Here is a 22,782-nt window from a genome sequence, read left to right as displayed (position 1 = left end):
TATGAAAATTAAGATTGCAATAGGATTTATTTGTTCACTGCTTATTTTCAGTTGTAAGAACAATCAGGAAGTGCGACGTCCGATCTCGCACTCATCTGGCGTATTTATGAAGAAATCTGTCGAAAAAAACAAAAAACTTGTGGCTAGTGAAGAACAACAAATCAAGGCCATTATAAAACAAGACAGTAAAAATCCTTACATAGCCACCAGTAAAGGATACTGGTACAGTTATAAGACCAAAAATGATCTGGATACTATTACTCCTAAAAAAGGCGATGTTGCATTTTTTACTTATGAAATTAAACAGCTGAACGGCGATATAATTTACTCTGAATTAGAACTGCGACCACAAACCTATTATGTTGACAAACAAGATGTGTTAATTGGTTTGAGAGACGGTATAAAATTAATGCACAGAGGAGAACGCGTTAATTTTCTATTTCCATCTCATAAAGCATACGGATATCGCGGTGACACCAAGAAAATTGGCAGCAATACTCCGTTGTTAATTACAGTAAGCCTTCGTGATTTTAAATCTGAAGTAGCCTATAAAAAAGAGATTGAAGACCGTAAAAAAGCTAATCTTCAAGCACAACAAAATGCAGAAAAAGAATCTGTTTCGAATGTAAAAACAATAAAAACACCAATAAAATCGCAAGACAGTTTAAACTAAATATCAAATGAAAAAGAACATTTTATACCTACTGCTATTAGCAATCACTTTCGTATCGTGTAAAGAAGAAAACAGCAATTTACCTGATGGTCTATATGCGAAAATTGAAACTAGTAAAGGAGAGGTAATCGTAGAATTAAATTATGAAAAAGCTCCTATTACAGTAGCTAACTTCATTACATTGGCTGAAGGTAAAAATAAATTTGTGACCAATGATCATCTTAAAGACAGACCTTTTTATGATGGTTTGAAGTTTCACCGTGTGATCAGCGATTTTATGATTCAGACAGGAGATCCCCTAGGAACAGGATCAGGAGATGCAGGATATAAATTTAAAGATGAAATTACAGATTTACGATTTGAAGACGGAGGAGTTCTTGCAATGGCCAACAACGGTCCCTCAACAAACAGTAGTCAGTTTTTCATTACACATTTACCAACCCCTTGGTTAAATGGCAAGCACACGATTTTTGGTAATGTTGTAGAAAACGGAATGGAAACTGTCAATAAAGTGCAACAAGACGATTTCATCAAGAAGGTGACAATAATACGTAAAGGAGAAGCTGCTAAAAAGTTTAATGCCGAAAAAACTTTTTATGATTATTTTTCTGTTGAAGCAGATAAGCAAAAACAGCAATTGGCTGAAATGTCTGTATTAGATTCAAAATACAAAGAAGTACGCCAAGATAAAACTAATTATTTTAATGCATTAAAAGCAAAGGCGACCAAAACTTCAACTGGTTTAAAATATGTAATTACAAAAAAAGCGGGAGGAAAAAAACCAGAAAAAGGTGCTGATTTGAATATACACTATGCTGGATTTCTTGAAGATGGACATTTATTTGACACAAGTATTCAAAATGTAGCACAAACTTTTGGAAAGTTTGAAGCAGCAAGAGCTGAAGCGAACCAATATATTCCTATTCCTTTCACAGCAGGAAAAAAAGATGGCATGATTCCTGGTTTTATCGAAGGATTAGAAAAATTATCTTATGGTGATAAAGCTGTTTTATTTATCCCATCTCACCTAGCCTATGGTGCAGGAGGTGCAGGAGATGTAATTCCGCCCAATGCTAATATCATTTTCGAAATTGAATTAGTAGACAATAAATAGTAAACTAAAAAAAGACCTTAAAATCTGTACAATGAAATTAAAATTTTTATGCTTCCTACTTTTGGGAGTTCTTAACCTGCAGGGACAAGCCACTCAAAAAACTGTGGTAACAAAAACAACCATTAAAAAACCTGTAAAAACCGACGGGATTTTTGCAACGATAATGACCTCCAAAGGAAATATTGTTTTAGAATTAGAATATCAAAAAACACCTGTTACCGTTGCAAACTTTATTGCTTTGGCCGAAGGAAATCATCCCTTTGTAAAAGACGAAAAATTAAAGAAAAAACCTTTTTACGATGGTCTGAAATTTCACAGAGTTATTAATGATTTTATGATCCAGACTGGAGATCCTCAAGGAAATGGTAGCGGTAGTGCTGGCTATGCATTTAAGGATGAATTTCTTCCTGAGTTGGTTTTCGATAAAGGCGGAATTCTAGCTATGGCAAATTCTGGCCCAAAAACTAATGGAAGTCAATTTTTTATCACACATAAAGAGACACCTTGGCTTAACCAAAAACATACCATTTTTGGACATGTCACAGAAGGCATGGATGTTGTCAACACAATTAAGCAAGAAGACGTTATTACTAAAGTTATAATAACAAAGGTTGGTAGAGATGCCAAAAAATTTAATGCAAAAAAGGTATTCAGCGACTACTTCAACAATAAAGAAGAAGATGAAAAAAAACAAGCTTTAATTGACGAGGAAAACAGAAAAAAAGAGATTCAGAAAATCGAAGATGACAAGAAAGCTGTTGAAGAAAAGATAGCGCCTGTAATTGCTGCAAAAAAGGTATCTATTGCCGAAGCTAAAGCAACGGCTACTACTACTCCATCTGGATTAGCTTATAAAATTATTAAAAAGGGTTCTGGAGTGAAGCCAGCAGCAGGTTCAACTTTGTACTTTCACTACGCAGGTTACTTAGAAGATGGTTCATTATTTGACACCAGTTACGAGGAACTAAGTAAGACATACGAACAACACAACCCTAATCGCGCTGCTCAAAATGGTTACCAACCTTTTCCTTATGAAGTGGGTAAAAAAGGAAGTATGATACCCGGGTTTACAGAAGCGATTGAGTTAATGACCTATGGCGAAAAATTGATAGCCATAATCCCTTCAAAATTAGCTTACGGTGAAAGTGGTGCCGGTGGAGTTATTCCTCCAAACGCGACGCTTATTTTTGAAATTGAAGTGTTTCAGAACAAACCAGAAGTAAAATAATAGCATTTAAAATACAACAACGCCCTAGATCATAATAATACGATCTAGGGCGTTTTTTTGTATATAAAATAGAAATCAAAATGCTGCACTTTATTCCACAAAAAAAGCCTCTCATTTCTGAGAGGCTTTTACTTTTTGGGTGGAAGACGGGGCTCGAACCCGCGACCCTCGGTACCACAAACCGATGCTCTAACCAACTGAGCTACAACCACCATTTGTATTGCGGTTGCAAAGATACAACTAAACTTCAGTTTTGCAAATGTTTTGTTTAAAAAATATCTAAAAATTATTTTAAATCTCCTAAACTATTGACTGCCAAATACCTTTCAACAGTAAATCCTTCTGCATATTCTACACCTGCGAGCCTTCCTAGGTCTCTAGATCTATAATTGATACTTTCTAAGAAAGTTTTTGAGGTTATTGGTGACTCTGGTTCATCAGAATTGGGATCGTAAAACTGCGATTTATACGCTAAAATAGATTCTACCTTTTGTTTTTCAAAGCCTGTAATATCAACAACAAAGTCAGGAACTATATTTTTCCACTGAATATAGTGATATACTAGCTTTGGTCTCCAAGCTTCTTGGACTTTACCATCCAATGTACTTTCGATCATTCTCAAACCTGATAAAAAGCATGCATCCGATACTAATTTACTACCTTTTGCATGATCGATATGCCTGTCATCAATTGCATTACAAAGAACAATTTCAGGTTGGTATTTACGAATCATTTTGATTACCTCTAATTGATGCTTTTCATCGTTTACGAAAAAACCATCGCGCATTTCTAAATTTTCGCGAACAGCAACGCCTAGCACTTTTGCAGCGGCTGTGGCTTCTTGATTACGAATTTCGGCTGTCCCCCTTGTTCCTAATTCACCACGAGTCAAATCAACGATTCCGACTGTTTTCCCTAATGCAATTTCTTTTAATATTGTTCCAGAACAACCTAACTCTATGTCATCAGGATGAGCACCAAATGCTAAAATATCTAACTTCATTTTTAATCTTATTAATTTATAACTCTTAATCAATTTCTCTAAAAAATAAAGAGAATTGACATAAATGATTCTTCCTTCTAAACTACAATACTTTCTTCATCGTAGAAGATTTATTGACACTTTCCTTCCATTCTTTTTCTGCAACACTATCTTTTGTAATACCACAGCCTATGTATAGATGAGCATCTTTATTGATGATTTGCATGCATCGTAAATTTACATACAAATCTGATTTGCTTTGATGTTTATCAAATTCCTTAATATTCAGCTCACCCAAAAATCCTGTATAATAACTTCTATCGTAATTTTCGTTTTTGATAATAAATTCTTTGGCAACACCTTTGGGCAGTCCACAAACTGCAGGTGTGGGGTGTAAGACCTCAATAACTTGACTCAAATTTGAGTTTTCATTCATAACACCCTCAATATCTGTTATAATGTGTAGTAGTTTACCCGCTTGTAAAGTGTAAGGACTTGAAACAGCAACTTCAGATGTAATCGATTTTATATTTTCTAAAATAAAATCAGTTACAATTTGCTGTTCCTCTTTTTCTTTGGACTTCCAAACAACCTTTTCGACATCATCACCAATTTTTGTACCCGCCAATGCCATTGTATAAAATCGTTTTTTATTTGCCTTAAGCAGTCGCTCTGGTGTTGCTCCCATCCAGAGTCCTATTTTGGGATGGTACCAACAATAACAAAAAGCACTAGGATAATTATCTATCAATTTTTTAAAAACAGTTACCAAGTCAAATTCTGGAACAGCTACAATTTCCTCTCTAGATACGACAACCTTATTGAGCTTCCCTTGTGAGATTGCATCAATTCCTTTTTGAACAAGAGCTTCAAAATAAATTTTAGACTTTAAATCGTCATCATAAGAAACTTCCTCTTGGTCTTCTTCCTTTCTTTTTGCAACTGTGATTTTAGTTTCCCATTTTACAGATTCATCTTTTGGGATCAACAACATTTGACTTCCATCAAAAGGAGCAAACACAAAACCTCTTTCCTTAAAATTTTCGGCAAAATAGAGATGATCATTCTTCTGAAAAAAACCTACCAGCTTTTTTTTATTAGACTTTTTAAAGATAACGAATGGCAAATTTTGTGCTTCCTGCTGTTTTACTTTTATAAAAAAATCAATCATAATTTATTGAACTTATTATATTACTAAAGCTTTTTTGTTTGCGGTTTTTTATCCAAGACAATATTCGATAATTTACATAATGATATTAATTCACCTTGTTCATTTGTAATTTTTATTTCCCAAAGATGAATAGTTCTTCCTTTATGAATTAATTTGGCAGTTCCATAAACAAATCCCTCGCGTATACTTTTGAGATGATTTGCCGAGATTTCGATTCCCCTCACCTCTTGTTCTTTCGAATTAATAAAAAAATGCGAGGCAGTACTACCAACGCTTTCTGCCAGTGCGACAGAGGCTCCACCATGCAGTAATCCCATGGGCTGATGTACCGCTGCGTTTACTGGCATTCTAGCTACCAAAAAATCAGCACCAGCATCGATGTATTCAATGTTCAGTGTTTCCATTAAGGTGTTTTTGGAAAAAGCGTTACACTGCTCCAACATTTTGACTTTGTCTAATGTCATAATTTTAATTTTATAGACGTAAAAATAAGGAAAACTTAACTAGCATAATGATAATAGAATTACAATTCTAGAACCAAAATCGATTTTGATTATAAAACCAATATAGTTTTTTCTTATTTTTACCAAAAACTTTTTATATGCGTCCTTTTTCCTTATCAATTTTTATAGGCATCCTTATCGCTATTTGCTCTTGCCGTACTGATTTTGAAACTGTTGACAGCACTGGTAAATTGGCTTTCTCTAGAGATACAATATACCTAGACACCGTCTTTACATCTATCGGCTCAAGTACTTATACCTTAAAAGTATACAATGATTCTAAGAATGACATTAACATACCAACAATAAATCTCGGTAAAAGACTCAATTCTAAATACCGTATGACTGTTGACGGAATGACAGGTATCGAAGGGAAAGAGTTTAGCAATGTTACATTATTGGCAAAAGACAGTTTATTTATTTTTATAGAAACCACTGCAGCTTCATCAGATGCAAATCCAACTGATTTTTTATACACTGATCAAATTGAATTTGATGCTGGCACCAATTTACAAAAAGTAGAACTTGTAACTTTAATTCAAGATGCTGTATTTTTATACCCTCAGAAATATACCGACGGCACAACGGAGACAGTCACTGTTGATGGAGATAAGACATATGGCTTTTACTTAGATGAAAATGACGCATCACACGGGAACGAATTGCTATTTTCAAATACAAAACCTTATGTGATCTACGGATATGCAGCTGTTCCAGAAGGGAAAACAGTAATTTTCAATCCTGGAGCTAGAGTTCATTTTCATAACAATTCTGGTTTAATCGTATCCAAAGACGCAAGTATTAAAATTAATGGCACTACATCGACCACAGATAAATTAGAAGGAGAAGTTATTTTTGAAGGTGATAGATTAGAGCCCTTGTACGATGATATTCCTGGACAATGGGGAACAATTTGGTTACAAAGTGAAACTAAAGAAAATAGCATTAATCATTTAACTTTAAAAAATGCTACTATTGGATTATTGATCGAAAACAATAAAGATATTATGACTATTAAAAACAGTCAGTTCTACGATTGTACGAACTATGGAATTTTAGCAAAGGGAGCAAAGATAAAGGGAGAGAATATTGTTATAAATTCGGCAGGAACTTCTAGTTTAGCTTGTACCTATGGTGGCGATTATAATTTTACTCATTGTACCTTTAATAACAATTGGAGTGGAAATAGCCCTGCATCGGTAACGTTAAATAATTTTGAATTAGGTGCTACTCCCGAAGTAAATAATCTTACTCAAGCCACTTTTAACAATTGCATTATTTATGGTTCTTATACCAATCACCTTAATTTTAGTAAAAAAGAAAATGCTGCATTCGAATATACATTTAATAACTGCTTGATAAAACATTCTGAGACCTCTACATATTTACTTTACCAGTTTAATACCGATACGGCGCATTACAACAATATAATATTAAATAAAAATCCTGATTTTCAAAATACTAACTCAAATAATTTTAATATCAGTCCAAAATCGAGTGCCTTTGCTCAAGGAAGCATACTATATAATGTACCCCTTGATATAAAAGGAATAACAAGAACATCTCCCCCCGATTTAGGCGCTTATCAAAGTCAAGATTTTCCAGATAAAACTTAACCAATAAAGTACTATTACTTAACATAACTACGCGCTAACCATAACCACATTGCAGTATTTTTAATTAAACACTAATTAATGCGTATATATGAAACTAAAATTACTTTTTCTTTCGCTCCTACTAACAACTGTAGGGCATGCTCAAATTCCTGCTGACTATTACAGCAATGCAACTGGAACAGGTTACACACTAAAAACTCAACTGTACAACACTATAAAAGACCATACTGTCAAAAGTTATGGCGATTTATATACTACGTACCAAACCTCAGACAGAGATTACTATTACGAAAATGATGGTACCGTACTCGATATGTATTCTGAAAAACCTTCAGGAGCAGACCCTTACAATTACTCATCAGGAAGCACACAACGTTGTGGTAATTACTCATCAGAAGGTGATTGCTACAATAGAGAACATATTATTCCGCAATCTACTTTTGGCTCTGCTTCCCCGATGGTTTCAGACGCACATTTTATAACTCCTACGGATGGAAAAGTAAACGGAATTCGATCTAATTTTCCACATGGAATTGTTGCTACAGTAAGCCAGACATCATTAAATGGAAGTAAACTAGGTACAAGCGCAATAGCGGGTTATACTGGAAGCATTTTTGAACCTATTGATGAATTTAAAGGGGATATTGCTCGTATGTATTTTTATTTTGCTACACGATATGAAACTACGGTATCGGGTTACCCGTATGCCATGTTTAATGGGACTAGCACCCAGGTATTCACTACAGATTTTTTAAACATGCTTTTATCATGGAGCGCTATGGACCCTGTGAATCAGAGAGAAATTGATAGAAATAATGCTATCTATGCTCAACAAGGAAACAGAAATCCATATATTGACCATCCAGAATTTGTTCAAAAAGTTTGGAATGCTGCTCCAGATACGCAAGCGCCTACAGCTGCAGCAAATTTAGTTGTGAGCAGTTTAAATGCAACCTCAGTAACACTTACTTGGCAAGCAGGAACAGATGATGTGGCAGTTACAAGTTATGATGTATATGTAGATGGCGTTTTTAAGGCAGCCGTAAATACAACAACAGCAGTGATAAGAAATCTAACACCTTCTACTACGTTTAAATTTTACGTTATTGCAAAAGATGCTGCTGTCAATGCGTCACAGCCAAGTAATACTGTAATCGGAATGACAACTGCTCCAATTGTAGATACAGAATCTCCAACAGCACCCACAAATTTAAACAGTACAGCCTCTACCTCTAGTTCTATATCTTTAAACTGGACAGTAGCTACCGATAATATCGAAGTCGCAGGATACGATGTTTATGTAAATGATGTTCTAAACACAACGCTTACTGGGAATACCGTTCAACTATCAGGATTGACACCACTTACAACTTACAGTATATTTGTAATTGCAAAAGATGCCTCAAATAATTTTTCATTAGCAAGCAATACTATCAGTATTACCACTCTTGCAACATCACCAGTTCCAGAATTTTGCGGTTCAGAAAATTTCGAAACGGTACCAACCAACAACAGTTCTTACCTTACTCGCACTTGGACAAATAACGGAATTACATGGACAGCTACTGATGCCCGTACCGATCAATCTATAAATACTAGATCAATCGCGATACGAAATGGCTCTTTAACTTCTTCTATAGTTGAACATGGTATTCACGATATAACCGTTACAACAAAGCTAACTTTTTCTGGAACAAACGGTACATTTACGGTTCGTGTAAATGGAGAGGCCGTAGGGACAGTTCCATATAGTGCAACAACTACAACAACAACTATTCCTGGAATAGATGTTTCTGGAAATGTGATTATAAGTTTTACAGATAATTCCACTACTTCAAACAGAGTTATATTTGATGATTTAGGATGGTCATGTTATACTGAAGACTTAGGCACCAATGACCTTGAAAAAAATACATTTAGCATCTACCCTAATCCAGTGGATGACTACCTTTATATCGAAAATAGTAACAATCCGTTTTCGGTATCAATTTTCAACTCTTTAGGTCAAACTGTAAAAAAACGAACGAGCACAGATGGTTCCACAATGGTTGTTAGCGATTTAAATAAAGGGATCTATTTTGTAAAAATTACAGAAGGTAAAAAATCAGTAACGAAAAAAATCATCGTGAATTAAATAAGACCAATTTCTTTTCAATATTAAAACACTTCCTTTTTCAAGTGCTAATTACAAATTAGTTCGAGTTAAAGGAAGTTTTTTATTTAAGAAACTACCTTAATAATTCAGCTTGAACCACAGTAAACTGTTCATTTTTATATAAATTTAGATTTCGATTCTAAAAAAAAATAGTGATTATGAATGCTTTTATTGTTAAATAAATTAAAATCTTAATTAGTTTGCATAAGTTTGTAATAGAAAAATAAATAATTATGACCCAAGAAGAGTTATTAGTTTTAATTTATAAGAAAGATCAAAAAGCATTTACACATCTATATGATATGTATTCGAAAAGCTTATTTGCCGTTATAAATGTTTTAGTAAAAAACACAGAAGAAGCTGAGGATGTACTCCAAGAGGTTTTCATTAAAATTTGGAAAAATATTGACTCCTATAACGAAAGCAAGGGAAGATTTTATACTTGGATTCTCAACATAGCTAGAAATTCCTCTATCGATAAATTACGTTCTAAAAATTTTAACAATAGTCAAAAAAACCTTTCTTCTGATAATTTCGTAAATCTATTAGAAGACAGCACTAAAATGGTGAACAAAGTGGATACAATAGGTATTCATGAATTTGTAAAAAGACTAAAACCAAAGTGCATACAAATAATTGATTTACTATTCTTTAAAGGATACACGCAACAAGAAGCTGCAGAAGAACTTGCGATCCCGCTTGGAACAGTAAAAACGCACAATAGGAATTGTATAAATGATTTAAGAACCTATTTGAAAATATAATGGAAAACATTGAATATATAGAATCAGGAATTCTGGAACTTTACGTTTACGGTTTATTAACCGAAGCCGAAAATTCAGAAGTTTCTGCAAAAGCGAAAAATAACCCGGATATAAATGAAGAAATAATAGCTATAGAGAAATCTATCATAGCATTATCATCTAGTTTCTCACCATTTAATTCGGTTTCTAATTTTGAAAGAATTAAAGAAAAACTAGGATTAAAACAAGAACCGAAAGTTATAGAATTAGAGCCAAAAAGAAGTTTTGCACCTTACATTGGTTGGGCTGCTGCAGTTTTACTTATGATTGGTATTGGTTACCAATATAGCCAGCTAGACAATGCTAACAATCAAGTCGTGAATGCATCGACTGAAAAAGTAAAGATTGAGAAGGAATTAAACAGTTTGATTCTTGAGAAAAAAGCAATCGAATCTAGTTTAGCTATCATAAGAGATACTAACAATACAGTCGTTGCGCTTGGAGGACAAGCTGTAGCACCAGAATCGTCTGCAAAAGTATATTGGAATAAAGCCACTCAAAAAGTATATGTTGATGCAACGGGATTACCAGAACCTCCAAAAGGGATGGTTTATCAAGTATGGGCATTAAAACTTAATCCACTGACTCCAACAAGCATAGGTTTATTGGATAATTTTGTTGCCAATAACCAACGTGTTTTTGCAGTTGATGCAACAGCTGATGCTGAAGCATTTGGAATTACATTAGAGCCAGCGGGAGGAAGTATTAGTCCTACCATGGAACAATTATACACTTTAGGAAAAGTATAATGAAACTAAAAAGAATCAAAAAAGGTTTGTCTGCTAATTTAGACAGACCTTTTTTTTTGCTCGATTATGAAAAATAGATAAATTGAGTTCGGAATATTGCCCTGAAACTAGATTAATCTTAATGAATTAACACTAAATTCGAATAGTCATTAAAATTAACAAACTATAACAAAATTTTAAAGCTAAAAATTAATAGAGTTCTATATTTTTATAATACTTTTGTTCGCTCAACATAATAACTAATTTAATTGTAATGAAAAAAATATTTTTTTTACTTTCTGCTTCTCTTTTATTGATTTCATGTAACAAAGACAAGTACACCGTATCGGGAACTATCGCAGGTATCGAAAACGGAAAAACAATTATCCTTGAAACACAAGACGAAAGTGGAATGGGATTAAAATCTATTGATACTGTAAAAGTTGAAAATGGTAAATTCGTATTTGAAGGTAAAGCTTTAGAGCCTGCTTTTCATACTTTGCAAATTGAAGGTGTTCAAGGTAAAGTGCCTTTCATCTTAGAAAATGGTGATATTAAAATTGTCATTAATAAGGATAGTATTCAAAACGCTAAAGTTTCAGGATCTTACAACAATGATGAGTATGTAAAATTCAATGAAGAGATTAAAGTTATCCAAAAGAAATTAATGGATTTCCAATCTCAGAACATGGAAAAAATGAATGCTGCGCAACAATCTAAAGATACTGTTGTAATAAACGGATTGATGCAAGAATTTTCTAAACTTCAAGAAGAAGTTGGAAATGCTTCTAAAACAAAATATATTGGTTACGCTGAGTCGCACCCAAAATCATTAATCAGTGCTTTGATTATTCAAGGAATGTTGAATGACCCAACTGCAGATATTAAAAAAGCAGAAGGAATCTACAATGGATTTGATGAATCGTTGAAAAACACTAAACCAGGTAAAGCAATTAAAACCAAACTTGGTGAAATGAAAAATCCAGGTGTAGGAGCAGCTCCTGCTGCAGGTGCAGGTGTAGAAGCCGGCAAATGAAGGACAGAATTTTCTGCGCCTAATCCAGAGGGAAAAGTTATCTCGCTGAAAGAAAGCCTAGGAAAGGTAACAATTGTTGATTTTTGGGCCTCATGGTGTGCACCATGCAGACAAGAAAATCCTAACGTAGTTGCTATGTATAATGAATTACATGCTAAGGGACTGAATATTATTGGTGTGTCTTTGGACAAAGACAAAGCAAAATGGAAAGAAGCTATCGCGAAAGATAAGTTAACGTGGACTCACGTATCTAACTTAAAATTTTGGGATGAACCTATAGCAAGACAATATAATGTAGAATCAATACCAGCCACATTTATCCTTGACGCGTCAGGAAATGTTGTTGCGACAAATCTTAGAGGGGATGCTTTAAAAGCTAAAGTTATTGAGCTTTTAGACAAAAAATAAAACCCATTTATAGTCAAACAAAAAAATCTCCCTTGTGGAGATTTTTTTATTTAATTCAATTCCAATACTTTAAATGTTCTACTAAAAATAATTACAAATTAAGTATGAAAAATGTTTGTAGAAACGAAAAGTGTTACTATATTTGCCACCGCTAACAACAACAAGATTCGTTGTTATCAAAGGCCTCGGGGAGATACTCAAGCGGCCAACGAGGGCAGACTGTAAATCTGCTGACTACGTCTTCGTAGGTTCGAATCCTACTCTCCCCACTAAAAGGGATTAAGATTAAAAAATAAAAGTTTTTCAATCTTTTCAAAAGTCCTCAAAAAAAGTGTTAAGCCTGCAAATCCAACGATTTGCAGGCTTTTTTCATTTTCTGCACTTTGTCAAAATTTATAAAAGCGCTCAAAGTTTCTATGGCAGAATCGTGGCACATTTGTATTTTTCAAAAATGTGCCACAGAATATGAGTTAAACCCTTATACACACAGGGGTTAACGTGCTTAACGACTTGATTTTTTGACGTTATAATTCTACATTTATTAACCTTAAAAGTTGAATTATGTTAGAAAGCAGTTTTGGGCTGGTTTTCTTTTTGAAAATCCCCCGCAATGAAAGTAAAATTAGAACCATTTATCTTAGAATTACCGTGGATGGGATACCTAAAGAAACATCTACAAAACGTAAATGGGATATCTCGCGTTGGGATCAAAAATTAGAAAGAGCAATCGGAACTAAGGAAGATGCGAAATCTATTAATATGTTCTTAGAGTCTCTTACACTAAAAATCAATGAGTACAAAACCGAGAACATGTATAACGGAAAGCTTATTACTGCTCAGAAAGTTATGGATTACATCTTAGGGAAAAATGCTGCGAGAGTCAAAGTACTTGAAGAGTTCCAAAAGCATAATGATGAAATGACGGCTTTGCTGGGTAAAGGATACGCAAAAGGAACTCTCGACCGTTTTACTATCACTATTAATCATTTACGAGCTTTTATCCGACTTAAATTTAATGCTGAAGATCTTGAATTTTCTGATTTGAATCTTGAATTTATAAAAGACTTTCAATTTTACTTACGTTCTGTTCGTAATTGCAGTAATAATACAACCTTAAAATATATCGCTAACTTTAAAAAAATAGTACTTCGTGCTATTGATAATGAAGTTATCCTGAAAGATCCTTTTAAGAACTTTAAAGCTAAAAAATCAAAAATTATAAAAAAGCCTCTTTCAACTCAGGAATTATATGAGTTAGAACGACATTACTTTAGTACTGATAGACTCAATGTAGTTAGAGACGTGTTCGTCTTCCAATGCTATACGGGATTAGCTTATATCGACGTATATCAATTAAAAAAGACTGATATTAAAGTGGGTGTCGATAAACAATCGTGGATCATGTCTGAAAGACAAAAAACAGGCTCTGCAACTAATGTTCCTCTCCTACCGCAAGCGCTTAAAATAATTGATAAATATAAGGATCACCCTCTTTGTATGCAACGTGGCACTGTCTTGCCTGTAGCCTCAAATCAAAAAATGAATGAATATTTGAAGGAGATTGCTTTACTGTGTGCTTTTCCTTTTACTCTCAATACACACATGGCTCGCAGGACCTTCGGAAGCACTGTTACGTTACAAAACAATGTACCGATAAATGTAGTGAAGGAAATGCTTGGACATTCCTCTGTGAAGCAGACAGAAGCCTACGCTATTACCGAACAAGTTACAGTTGGACGAGAAATGGCATTGCTTAATAAACGGATAAATAAAACGGATCCAGTAATGTGTGAGTCAGATCTAGCCATCCTCACCAGATTAGAGAAGGAGATAAAAAAAATCAAGCAGAAGTATCACTTATCTTGAAATCATAGCAAATACTGTTTATTATCTAGAACTTGAAGACAACTGGAACATATTAATTCAAAACGCAAAAAGGTTGCTACCATCATGGAGCAACCTTTTTGTCTTTCAGATAGACTTCACTTTTAACACCGGGATGATAGGAAGGAAAATATTCGATGTATCCTAAATTCTGTAATTCTTTGAAATACTTATGATAGGTTGGTATCGTATTAATATGCGATAGTGCCATGATTTTACTTCGACTCACTTTAATATTTTGCATTTGTCCTTGCTTATAACCCAAACTAAGTATAGCAAGTAATAGCGCTAAATGCCAAACGTTTAATCGAGGATCTTCCATATAAATCAAAAAAGTATTCATCAAACTATCTTTACTGCTTTTATTTGCATCTTTCATCTGTAAAAAGTTTAAGGAGATCCACTTTATTATAGTAGTACGAGCCGAGTATTTTTTTATATCGTACTTTTTGGGTCACTCTTAAATTTTGAATAGATCCCGGAGACATATTCATTAATAGCCTGACTTGCTTGCTTTTTATCCATTCTTGGTCTACTATTTCATTCTGAACTTCCCTAGTCTGTGTCATCAAAGTACCGATATTGCATAATAGCTCCAAACCAAACTGCCTCAAATCTTCTTTTGTTACCATGTCATTCATAATTTCCTCTTATTAAAAATTTAAACAATACAACTCCTTCTTCCTTTTAGTTTAACTAGCTATTCACTTCACTTACAAATTTTAACAAATAGCTTGATCGTAGTTCTTTTACCCTAAAGTATAGAGATAAATTGAGTTCTTTATACATCTGATTAGCAATGGTATTATTTGTCCTCTAGTGGCAGTTCACATCAATTTATAGTACAATTTTTTTCAAAAATCAACTTTTAGAACAGTCAAATCTATACTTCGCTCAATTTCAAATTAACTCCAATCCTCAAAGCACATTTATACTTCCGCTCTGCTCCAGCATAAAAGAGCTTAGTCGGATAATTGATAAAATAATCTTGAAAATTAAAGCCACTACCTACGTATAATTTTCAAGATCCTTTTACATGGCTTCGATAGCCATTTTATTATTTTGGAGAAATAGTGGATGGATAACATTATACAGTACTTATTTGAAGAGTCGCTTTTTTCTTTGTAATCCCAAATAATCTTCTTTACAACCTTGCTTCCAGCCTATTACTATTCAAAAACCAGTATGCTTTTGTCCCATTTCAAGAGCAAAGGTATACTAGTGTTTTTAACGCAAAAAAAAGGTCAAGCCCTACGGGTTTATCAAAAAATCTCCACCCATGCGGGTTGTATTTATTTGATAAAACCTTGTTTTTGCTAAACACTAACCTTTTATGCTCTCGAAACGAAACATAGCATACTCCGGCTCTTTGGACGAATAAAAAAAATGTCAACAATGAAATTTAATACTATTTATTTTGGAATTAGACTGAAACAAAACAGCACCTCCTCTCATTACCGAATAAATTAATTTTAAAAAATAAATCTAAAAAGTAAAAACTATGAACATCATCGGAAGATTAACAAGGGATGCGGAAGTATACACAACACCGCAGGAGAAAAAAGTGGTAAATTTTTCAGTAGCTATTAATGATAGTTACCGAAATAAGCAAGGCGAACGCATAGAGCAAACTAGCTATTTTGATTGCTCCTACTGGATAAGTCCAAATGTAGCAAAAATACTCCTTAAAGGGGCTTTAGTAGAGCTAACAGGAAGAGTGAGTACAAGAGCCTGGACTGCTACTAACGGAGAACTAAGATCTAGTTTAAATTTTCACGCCTCGACTATTAAATTACATGGAGGTAGTAAAAAAATAGAACAGGCACAGGCCGTCGTAAAACAAGAAAACAAAAAGATCATCATAGAGGAGCTTGTAGATGACCTACCATTTTAACACTAAATACTTAATCATTTTTTTAACTTTTAAAATTTTATTATCATGGCACACAATTTAAATTTCAACGAAAGAACAGGACGTTATTCCTTTTTTAGCGTACAAGAAAAAGCTTGGCACGGTTTGGGTCAAATAGTAACAGACTATCCAACAAGCGCGCAAGCAATTAACCACGCAGGACTTGATTATGAAGTTACAAAAAGTCCTCTTTATACCAAGGCGTCAAACATAATTGATCCTACTGACAATTTAGCGATAATAAACAATGAGTTCAACGTACCCAATTATTTTGCTACAATCCGCACGGATAACAATACCGTTTTGGGTGTAGTCGGTAAAGACTATCACATCGTACAAAATCGTGAAGCATTTAGTTTCTTCGATTCCATTGTAGGTGGTACTGATGGGATTTTGTACGAGACTGCAGGCGCTTTAGGAAATGGAGAACGTATTTTCATTACGGCTAAATTACCAGACTATATTCGGGTTGGCAGTGGTGATGATGTTACAGAAAAATATATTTTCCTCACTACTTCACACGATGGTAGCGGAAGCATTACGGCAGCGTTTACACCCGTTAGGATTGTTTGCCAAAATACACTAAACGCTTCGCTTCGCAATATGAGTAATGTAGTACGCATACGCCATACTTCAGGAGCTAAACAACGTTTGGAGAATGCACACAAAGTAATGGGATTAGCAAACCAATTTAGCAATCAGTTAGAAGACATTTTTAATAATTGGGCAAAAGTAAAAGTGCACGATCATGAGGTTAAAAAAATGATCCAATTCGCACTTTGCCCCAACAAAGAAACCTTACAACATCTTAAAGCTGGAAATGATGGCGAAATATCCACAGTTTTTAAGAATACCGTTGAAGATGCTTTTGCCTATGCTATGACAAGCGACTCACAACAAATGAACACGACAAAAGGAACTTTGTTTGGAGCTTACAACGCTGTAACGGGCTACTACCAAAATGTACGTAGCTACAAGGATAGCGAAGCCAAATTGCAATCTATTATTTTGGGAGGTACTGCTCAATTAAAATCTCAAAAAGCTTTTGAGATCTGCACAAATTTTCAAAATATGGGTGTGAATTGCTTTAATTAATCTTTTTAAAAACTATAGACGGCCCACTTTGATAGTGGCCGTCTATTTTTATTAGTATCCTTTTTTTGTTTTACGGAATACATATCTTGAAATCTTGAACTTCAAAAAGACCTTCCCTTCCAAATGGTCGGAAAAGTCTTTTTGAAGAAGTGGGTTGAACCACTTCAGAAAAAAGTAATCAGTACGCAACGCTTCCTTCTATTTTTCCTGAAAAGGTTCGCGTTAAATGATAGGATATTCTTCATCCTATTACTTATTTCCGCCTTCTTTTCTTTCCACAACAGCGTCAAAAGAAAAGAAGCAAAAGAATGCCGCCACATTATTTCACATTTTCAACTTTGATTTGAATTGGTTTCTTTTCGCTTGACTTCTTTCTTGAATAACTCCATAACATAAGTAATCCAAAAATAATAAATCCAATGGAAATCCATTTGGTCACTCTTTCAAAGAATGTTATTACTACTGATTTTTCAAAACTCGAAAAGCCCTCTACTCCCATTGGACTCCGTCTATAAAACTTTCGTCTATTGATCCAATATCGAAGACTTACACCTATAATTAGAGCAATTATACCTAAAAACAATGCAGGATTCATAATCAAATATTTATAAATTTCACGTGATAAATTTACAAAAAAAAGCAACAAAATAAAAACAAGCTACTCATTTAAAAGTAGTTACCCTATTTATTTATGATAACAAAAATCAAAGTGATTGCTTTACTTGATTCAGTAAAGCAATCACTTGCTATTTAATTTTGATCATTACTCTAAATCTTCCTTTGTATGTTGCTTCTTAACTAACTTGGATTTAAGTAAGTGGCTGTTTTTGATCTCCAAAACTTGCAATCGACTACCATTTTTTTCATGGAGTTCTATGCGAAGTACTTTGCCATCAGCGATCGTAAATTGATCTAAAACAAAGACATTTCTAGAAACCGTTTTTCCTTCTACCTCATCGATAGCGCTATAGACTCTTATTGGATATTTAATTACTTCCTGTACAACTGTTCGTTTCGCTTTCTTTTTATCTACCACTTTAAAATTGACGAAATCAATTGGAAATGAAACGAAGCTTAAATTCTTAATTTGTGTATGAAAATAAAATTTGTCATCGTTAATATAAATACCTTTTAATAAAAATTCTATTCCAAATTTTCTGGTGCCAATTTGTTTTATAAAGTGCTTGTTTTGCTTATAAATCTCCTCCATTAATTCGTCGACCATGTTGGGCGAATTCGTACCAAGTTCTTTAAACAAAATTGGTTTTGAGCTCCATCCACGATCACTTATAACAGTTTTAGTTAAACTGTAATTTGTAACCCTAGGATATGAATTGTAGGAGACATTAAAACTATAGAAATTTCCGTCTTCCGTAATTACTGAAAAATTGGTTTCTTGTTCAAAATCCTGAACAGATGCCTTTACTCGCAAAACATTACCAGCATCCTCAGCCTTACTGGCAACCAAATTAGTACTACCTAAATCTACGTAACGAATACCAGAGGGAAATAATAGATGCGTAGTTTTATCGAATGTTACTTCTATATCGTATGGTTCTATTACACTTAAGTTCTCCTTGTGACTCAAGCATAGGGCATTTTGCCCGTGCGTAATTGATGTGCATCCTAACATTAAAATCAGGATCATCAATGTATTTTTTACAGCTGTTTTCATTTTATACCATTTATTTTTTGAACAATTATTTTTTTGATACTAGCAGCACTTGCAGTCCTGCTTTTAGGGTAACTTTTGGAGTCTTAATTTTTTTTGAGAAATAATTTGATACACCTTGTACTAATCCTCGGCTTAAATCCCCTGCGATCTGTTGTCCAGCAGAAGTGGACAACATGACACTACTGCCAGAAGTTTGTCCCATATTTGCTGCCATGTCGGTCATAGCGGTACGTTCTGGAGAATAAGGCACTGCCAATCCTTGTTGTCCGTCCAAACCATAGATTGTGAGCTCAATGGGGAGAATATTTCCCTCCAACTCAATAGAACTAATCTTCAGTTGTAGCCTACCTTGCTGAAACTTCGAATTTGCAGTTACTACAGTTCCGATTGGGATCGTTTTGTTCTGTATCCTTGCGGGTTCCAATAAACGTAGGCTAACACTGGTTTCTTCGGAGACGAGTTGTGTTTCTTGAACAACAGCACGAATACTATTCTTTGTTTGATGTTGCTGATCAGCACTGGTGAATGTACTATTGCTAACCGCTACTATGAGATGCTCCTCAACGCTTTGCTTAAGGTTAGAAACGACATTTCGACTTTCTGGAATTATCGAAACAAAGGCTTCTTTTGGTGGTGAAGAAGTAACATTTGCCTTGCTTTCAGGCGATGCTGAATTGATCGGCAAATATTTAGCCGCCATCTGATACGATTTCTCCATTAACTCCAACTGATGATCTACAACATTAGTTGGAGGTTCTTCCTTTTTTGCCAATTCTTCTTTTAGCTCCTCTAGTTGTTTGCGTAATTCCTGTGTTTCAGATTTATCTTTACTATAGAAACTGCCCAATGTGTTTTGTGCATTACGATAACTATTTAAAGAGGCGTTAGTATTCGCTTCTTTTTCAGGAACATCTTGCAAAGATTTTTCTGCACTCCCTTCATTCCAGTAATCCGATAGCGATGTCAGGGCGTTTTGTTTTTCTTGATTTTTCTGTTCTAATAATTCCTGTTCATAGGCTTTTTGTTTGTCATTTTCTAAACCAATAGTTGTAGCCTGAGGAACAGAGTCGTTAAGTCCTAGAATCTCAATATTTTTTATATTTTCTGCTGGTTTAAAAATCAAATACATACAGCCAAAAAATACTATCGCCATCAATCCAAAGATGATTGGCTTTTTAATTTTTTCGGCTTTACTCTCCTTACACACTGCCAGCTCATCAGGAGATGTATTTATACTGCCATCTGTAACGTAGACCGCACTTTTCTTATTTTCATTTTCTTTCATGTCTTTTCTTTTTTTCAATTAGTACTAATGATCCCTCTAGGGATTGAGTGCTACAGAAACTAATACAAACTGCTAAGAATACCACCTATACTGATTATTAGGTAGGCGGCAAAACAAATCATGATGTATTTATACTGCTTCTGCAATGGAAGCATCCTCCATTTCACCTCAACTTCGTTGATCCATAGGTTAATATTTGTTCGAATCTCCTTCATTGTTACAATTTTTAGCGTTCTATAATTTCTAGATCCTTATTTTCTAAAACCGTAAACTTCTCTATATTAAATCCTTGTGGATTGTTATCTGAACGAACGGAATTAACTAGGTAGCAAGAAGTGACAAGATTCCTTTTTGTTATATTACTGGATCGAATGATGAACTGCTTAGAGTACGTTTTTACAGCATAAGGATAGGTTTCAAAATCACATACCACACTATCCACTTCAAGTCGTTGTTGGACATTTCCTGAAATGATCCTATTATAATATCCTTTTTCTGCTAAGTCTTTGTAATAATCAAAAGCACTTTTATCAGCAAGATTGAATGCTCTTTTCATGTTATTGTCAATGGCTTTTTTATCTGGAGCTAGTGTAAAGAAAAGCTCGTGAAACCGACGAACATGCTCACGAGCCTCTACAGGTCGATTGATCGAAGCATCCTGAGCAAGAGCCAACATTAGCGATTTTCCGTTGTCTAATACATAGACCTTCTGACGTTGCAATTCAGCGAACCGGTAAGATTCCCAAACAGCATAACCCGATATTCCCACACACAGTACTGCAAACACAAGAGCGTAAAGCCTAATTTGACTGAAACTGTTTTCGATGTTTCTTAAAGTTTTAAATTCCATTTCATCTTAGTTTTAAATTTTTATTTCATTAATTTACCGCCAATAGTACCTGCAATTGTGGTAGTTCCTGCCCCAACAATATTCCCGGTTTTAGTACTTGTTTGATTTATATTTCGAACAAAATTTCCTGCGCCACCAGCCTGAATAATCCATCCAGTCACCGTAGGTATGGTAAAGTACCCTATGATGCCAATAATCATAAATATGATATAAACAGTACTCGATGAATCGGGAATAAAATTGGGATCAGATAAACTGTCAATATCCTTTTGGAGTATTAAGGATTGGATCTTGGACAACATCGCACTAAAAAGATCTGAAACGGGTAACCAGAGGTACACACTAATATACCGAGTCAACCATTGCGTCAAAGTAGACTGAAATCCATCCCAGACTGAAATCGCAAATGCTATTGGCCCCAATATTGAAAGCACTATTAAGAAGAAGGTGCGTATCGTATCTATGACTAATGCAGCCGCTTGAAAAAGAACTTCTATAAATTCACGAAAACTGTCACGGATCATTTTCTTAACTCCGTACATTTCTCTTTCGATATACATCCCAGATATAGTTGCCAAATCGGAAGGTGTCCATCCGAGTTCCTCCAACTTTTTATCAAATTCTTCATCCGATGCTAAATAGGCCGTCTCAGGATTACGAAGCATCGCTTCTCTCTCCAATAGGTCTTTCTGCTGTTGTAAAGCATTCAAATCTAAAACTTGACTTTCTAATATGCTGTGCGTTCCTTGAACCACTGGACTCAATACACCGTTAAGTGTTCCCAATACAATTGTTGGAAAAAATGTAATACAGATACCCAAAGCAAAAGGTCTAAGTAACGGGAAGACGTCTATCGGTTCGGCACTACTCAGCGCTTGCCAGACTTTTAATGCAACATAAAACAAGGCACCCAATCCAGCCAAACCTTTAGCAACTGCTGCCATATCTGCTGATAGTGGCATCATCTCGTCATAGAGCGAACGTAGTACTTCATGAAGATTACTAAATTCCATGATTACCAGTATTTCTGGTTAGCGGTTCCGTATAGATCCAACACTCTTTGGCTGTTATTGGCTTTTTTGGCTCGCAGGTAACTGACCGATATATTTTTATTCGTAAAATAACGAACCAAATTGTGGTACTCTTTAACTTTTAGATACACTTGGTCAATAATGTCCATTCGTTCTTTATCATTGAGCGACAAGCTGGAAGAGTTTACAATTTGTTTTAACTCTTTCAAAAGTTCTGTGCTTTCGTTGAGTAAGATCGAATACCCATTCGCAATAGCTGTTAATTCCTGCTCATTGAAATTGGGATCATTCAACATTTTTCCAAAATTGTTTACATACATTTCAGAAACATCACCAACAAGTAACACAGTCTGTTGCACTTTTCGAGCATCTTTTACTAGGTTGTTTACCGCCTTTAGTTTATCATAATATTCTTTTCCTTGATTATACACTTTTTGAACTTCTTTAAAGTTGTTAATCATGTTGGTCGCTGTGGTAGAAGTCTGTATAATCTGTCTTGCTGAATTGACAATTCCTTGAGCCAAATTTGTAGGATCTGTGACCACCCACTGTGCTTTAACAGTCGGCATGAAAGCGAATAAAAACACCATGCACACCATAATTTTTAAATTTTTCATTGCTATTCGTTTTTAA

Annotated in this window: 21 protein-coding genes, 2 tRNA genes and 1 pseudogene; 13 read left to right on the top strand and 11 right to left on the bottom strand. The window is 34.5% G+C overall.

What is annotated here, in order from left to right; all coding sequences use genetic code 11:
• The first annotated feature begins 1 nt into the window (after window position 1).
• Genes gldI through LXH21_RS15125 form a run of 3 tightly spaced genes read left to right on the top strand, consistent with a single transcriptional unit; the run spans window position 2 to window position 3,015 of the window.
• On the top strand, window positions 2-673 hold the full coding sequence (gene gldI, locus LXH21_RS15135; protein WP_239867787.1) for a gliding motility-associated peptidyl-prolyl isomerase GldI: 672 nt from the start codon (window positions 2-4) through the stop codon (window positions 671-673).
• A 7-nt stretch (window positions 674-680) separates the two neighbouring features.
• On the top strand, window positions 681-1,787 hold the full coding sequence (locus LXH21_RS15130; RefSeq protein ID WP_239867784.1) for a peptidylprolyl isomerase: 1,107 nt from the start codon (window positions 681-683) through the stop codon (window positions 1,785-1,787).
• A 31-nt stretch (window positions 1,788-1,818) separates the two neighbouring features.
• Window positions 1,819-3,015, top strand: a complete 1,197-nt coding sequence (locus LXH21_RS15125; RefSeq protein ID WP_239867781.1) for a peptidylprolyl isomerase — start codon at window positions 1,819-1,821, stop codon at window positions 3,013-3,015.
• Between the two features lie 137 nt (window positions 3,016-3,152).
• Here the strand turns inward: LXH21_RS15125 and LXH21_RS15120 are convergent.
• The 4 genes from LXH21_RS15120 to LXH21_RS15105 all read right to left on the bottom strand — a co-directional run bounded on the left by LXH21_RS15120 (window position 3,153) and on the right by LXH21_RS15105 (window position 5,632).
• Window positions 3,153-3,228 (bottom strand) — tRNA-His (locus LXH21_RS15120).
• 73 nt (window positions 3,229-3,301) lie between these two features.
• On the bottom strand, window positions 3,302-4,018 hold the full coding sequence (bshB1, locus tag LXH21_RS15115; RefSeq protein ID WP_239867780.1) for a bacillithiol biosynthesis deacetylase BshB1: 717 nt from the start codon (window positions 4,016-4,018) through the stop codon (window positions 3,302-3,304).
• A gap of 82 nt (window positions 4,019-4,100) precedes the next feature.
• Window positions 4,101-5,168 (bottom strand): isochorismate synthase, encoded by a 1,068-nt coding sequence (locus LXH21_RS15110; RefSeq protein ID WP_239867777.1) that lies wholly within the window; start codon window positions 5,166-5,168, stop codon window positions 4,101-4,103.
• Window positions 5,169-5,191: 23 nt separating this feature from the next.
• The gene (locus LXH21_RS15105) at window positions 5,192-5,632 is read right to left on the bottom strand and encodes a PaaI family thioesterase (protein ID WP_239867774.1); all 441 of its coding nucleotides are present in this window, start codon (window positions 5,630-5,632) and stop codon (window positions 5,192-5,194) included.
• Window positions 5,633-5,769: 137 nt separating this feature from the next.
• On the opposite strand from LXH21_RS15105, the gene LXH21_RS15100 reads away from it, so the two are divergent.
• From LXH21_RS15100 to LXH21_RS15065, 8 genes and pseudogenes are all read left to right on the top strand, one after another.
• Window positions 5,770-7,287 carry a hypothetical protein gene (locus LXH21_RS15100; RefSeq protein WP_239867771.1) on the top strand — a complete coding sequence of 506 codons (1,518 nt, stop codon included), beginning with the start codon at window positions 5,770-5,772 and terminating at the stop codon, window positions 7,285-7,287.
• Window positions 7,288-7,375: 88 nt separating this feature from the next.
• On the top strand, window positions 7,376-9,421 hold the full coding sequence (locus tag LXH21_RS15095; protein WP_239867768.1) for an endonuclease: 2,046 nt from the start codon (window positions 7,376-7,378) through the stop codon (window positions 9,419-9,421).
• Window positions 9,422-9,675: 254 nt separating this feature from the next.
• Complete coding sequence (locus LXH21_RS15090) at window positions 9,676-10,206, top strand: RNA polymerase sigma factor (protein WP_239867765.1); 531 nt, start codon at window positions 9,676-9,678, stop codon at window positions 10,204-10,206.
• Complete coding sequence (locus tag LXH21_RS15085; protein WP_239867762.1) at window positions 10,206-10,994, top strand: anti-sigma factor; 789 nt, start codon at window positions 10,206-10,208, stop codon at window positions 10,992-10,994. The genes LXH21_RS15090 and LXH21_RS15085 overlap by 1 nt, the downstream gene beginning before the upstream one ends.
• A 253-nt stretch (window positions 10,995-11,247) precedes the next feature.
• Window positions 11,248-12,009: a DUF4369 domain-containing protein gene (locus tag LXH21_RS15080; RefSeq protein WP_239867760.1), complete on the top strand. Its 762-nt coding sequence runs from the start codon at window positions 11,248-11,250 to the stop codon at window positions 12,007-12,009.
• A gap of 18 nt (window positions 12,010-12,027) precedes the next feature.
• A pseudogene (locus LXH21_RS15075) lies at window positions 12,028-12,417 on the top strand (peroxiredoxin family protein); the annotation flags it as partial.
• Window positions 12,418-12,604: 187 nt separating this feature from the next.
• Window positions 12,605-12,686, top strand: a tRNA-Tyr gene (locus tag LXH21_RS15070).
• A 292-nt stretch (window positions 12,687-12,978) separates the two neighbouring features.
• On the top strand, window positions 12,979-14,283 hold the full coding sequence (locus LXH21_RS15065; RefSeq protein ID WP_262916221.1) for a site-specific integrase: 1,305 nt from the start codon (window positions 12,979-12,981) through the stop codon (window positions 14,281-14,283).
• Window positions 14,284-14,365: 82 nt separating this feature from the next.
• On the opposite strand, the gene LXH21_RS15060 is transcribed toward LXH21_RS15065, so the two are convergent.
• Window positions 14,366-14,680, bottom strand: coding sequence for a hypothetical protein (locus LXH21_RS15060; RefSeq protein WP_225876795.1), 315 nt, complete (start codon window positions 14,678-14,680; stop codon window positions 14,366-14,368).
• Window positions 14,681-15,802: 1,122 nt separating this feature from the next.
• On the opposite strand from LXH21_RS15060, the gene LXH21_RS15055 reads away from it, so the two are divergent.
• Both LXH21_RS15055 and LXH21_RS15050 read left to right on the top strand, forming a co-directional pair.
• Window positions 15,803-16,195: a single-stranded DNA-binding protein gene (locus LXH21_RS15055; RefSeq protein WP_239867756.1), complete on the top strand. Its 393-nt coding sequence runs from the start codon at window positions 15,803-15,805 to the stop codon at window positions 16,193-16,195.
• 45 nt (window positions 16,196-16,240) lie between these two features.
• Window positions 16,241-17,308 carry a DUF932 domain-containing protein gene (locus tag LXH21_RS15050; protein ID WP_239867754.1) on the top strand — a complete coding sequence of 356 codons (1,068 nt, stop codon included), beginning with the start codon at window positions 16,241-16,243 and terminating at the stop codon, window positions 17,306-17,308.
• A 763-nt stretch (window positions 17,309-18,071) separates the two neighbouring features.
• Here LXH21_RS15050 and traN read toward each other — a convergent pair.
• From traN to LXH21_RS15015, 6 genes are read right to left on the bottom strand one after another with little or no spacing between them, the layout of a single operon-like run.
• On the bottom strand, window positions 18,072-18,983 hold the full coding sequence (traN, locus tag LXH21_RS15040) for a conjugative transposon protein TraN (protein ID WP_239867751.1): 912 nt from the start codon (window positions 18,981-18,983) through the stop codon (window positions 18,072-18,074).
• A 25-nt stretch (window positions 18,984-19,008) separates the two neighbouring features.
• Window positions 19,009-20,268, bottom strand: coding sequence for a conjugative transposon protein TraM (gene traM / locus LXH21_RS15035; RefSeq protein ID WP_239867748.1), 1,260 nt, complete (start codon window positions 20,266-20,268; stop codon window positions 19,009-19,011).
• Between the two features lie 59 nt (window positions 20,269-20,327).
• Window positions 20,328-20,483, bottom strand: coding sequence for a hypothetical protein (locus LXH21_RS15030; RefSeq protein WP_239867746.1), 156 nt, complete (start codon window positions 20,481-20,483; stop codon window positions 20,328-20,330).
• An 11-nt stretch (window positions 20,484-20,494) separates the two neighbouring features.
• Complete coding sequence (gene traK / locus LXH21_RS15025) at window positions 20,495-21,118, bottom strand: conjugative transposon protein TraK (RefSeq protein WP_239867743.1); 624 nt, start codon at window positions 21,116-21,118, stop codon at window positions 20,495-20,497.
• A gap of 20 nt (window positions 21,119-21,138) precedes the next feature.
• Window positions 21,139-22,131 carry a conjugative transposon protein TraJ gene (gene traJ, locus LXH21_RS15020; protein ID WP_239867740.1) on the bottom strand — a complete coding sequence of 331 codons (993 nt, stop codon included), beginning with the start codon at window positions 22,129-22,131 and terminating at the stop codon, window positions 21,139-21,141.
• Window positions 22,132-22,133: 2 nt separating this feature from the next.
• Window positions 22,134-22,766: a DUF4141 domain-containing protein gene (locus LXH21_RS15015; protein WP_239867737.1), complete on the bottom strand. Its 633-nt coding sequence runs from the start codon at window positions 22,764-22,766 to the stop codon at window positions 22,134-22,136.
• Window positions 22,767-22,782 lie beyond the last annotated feature (16 nt).

Source organism: Flavobacterium algicola (assembly GCF_022399565.1).
Lineage (GTDB): Bacteria > Bacteroidota > Bacteroidia > Flavobacteriales > Flavobacteriaceae > Flavobacterium > Flavobacterium algicola.
This window is presented reverse-complemented; position numbering and strand designations above follow the sequence as displayed.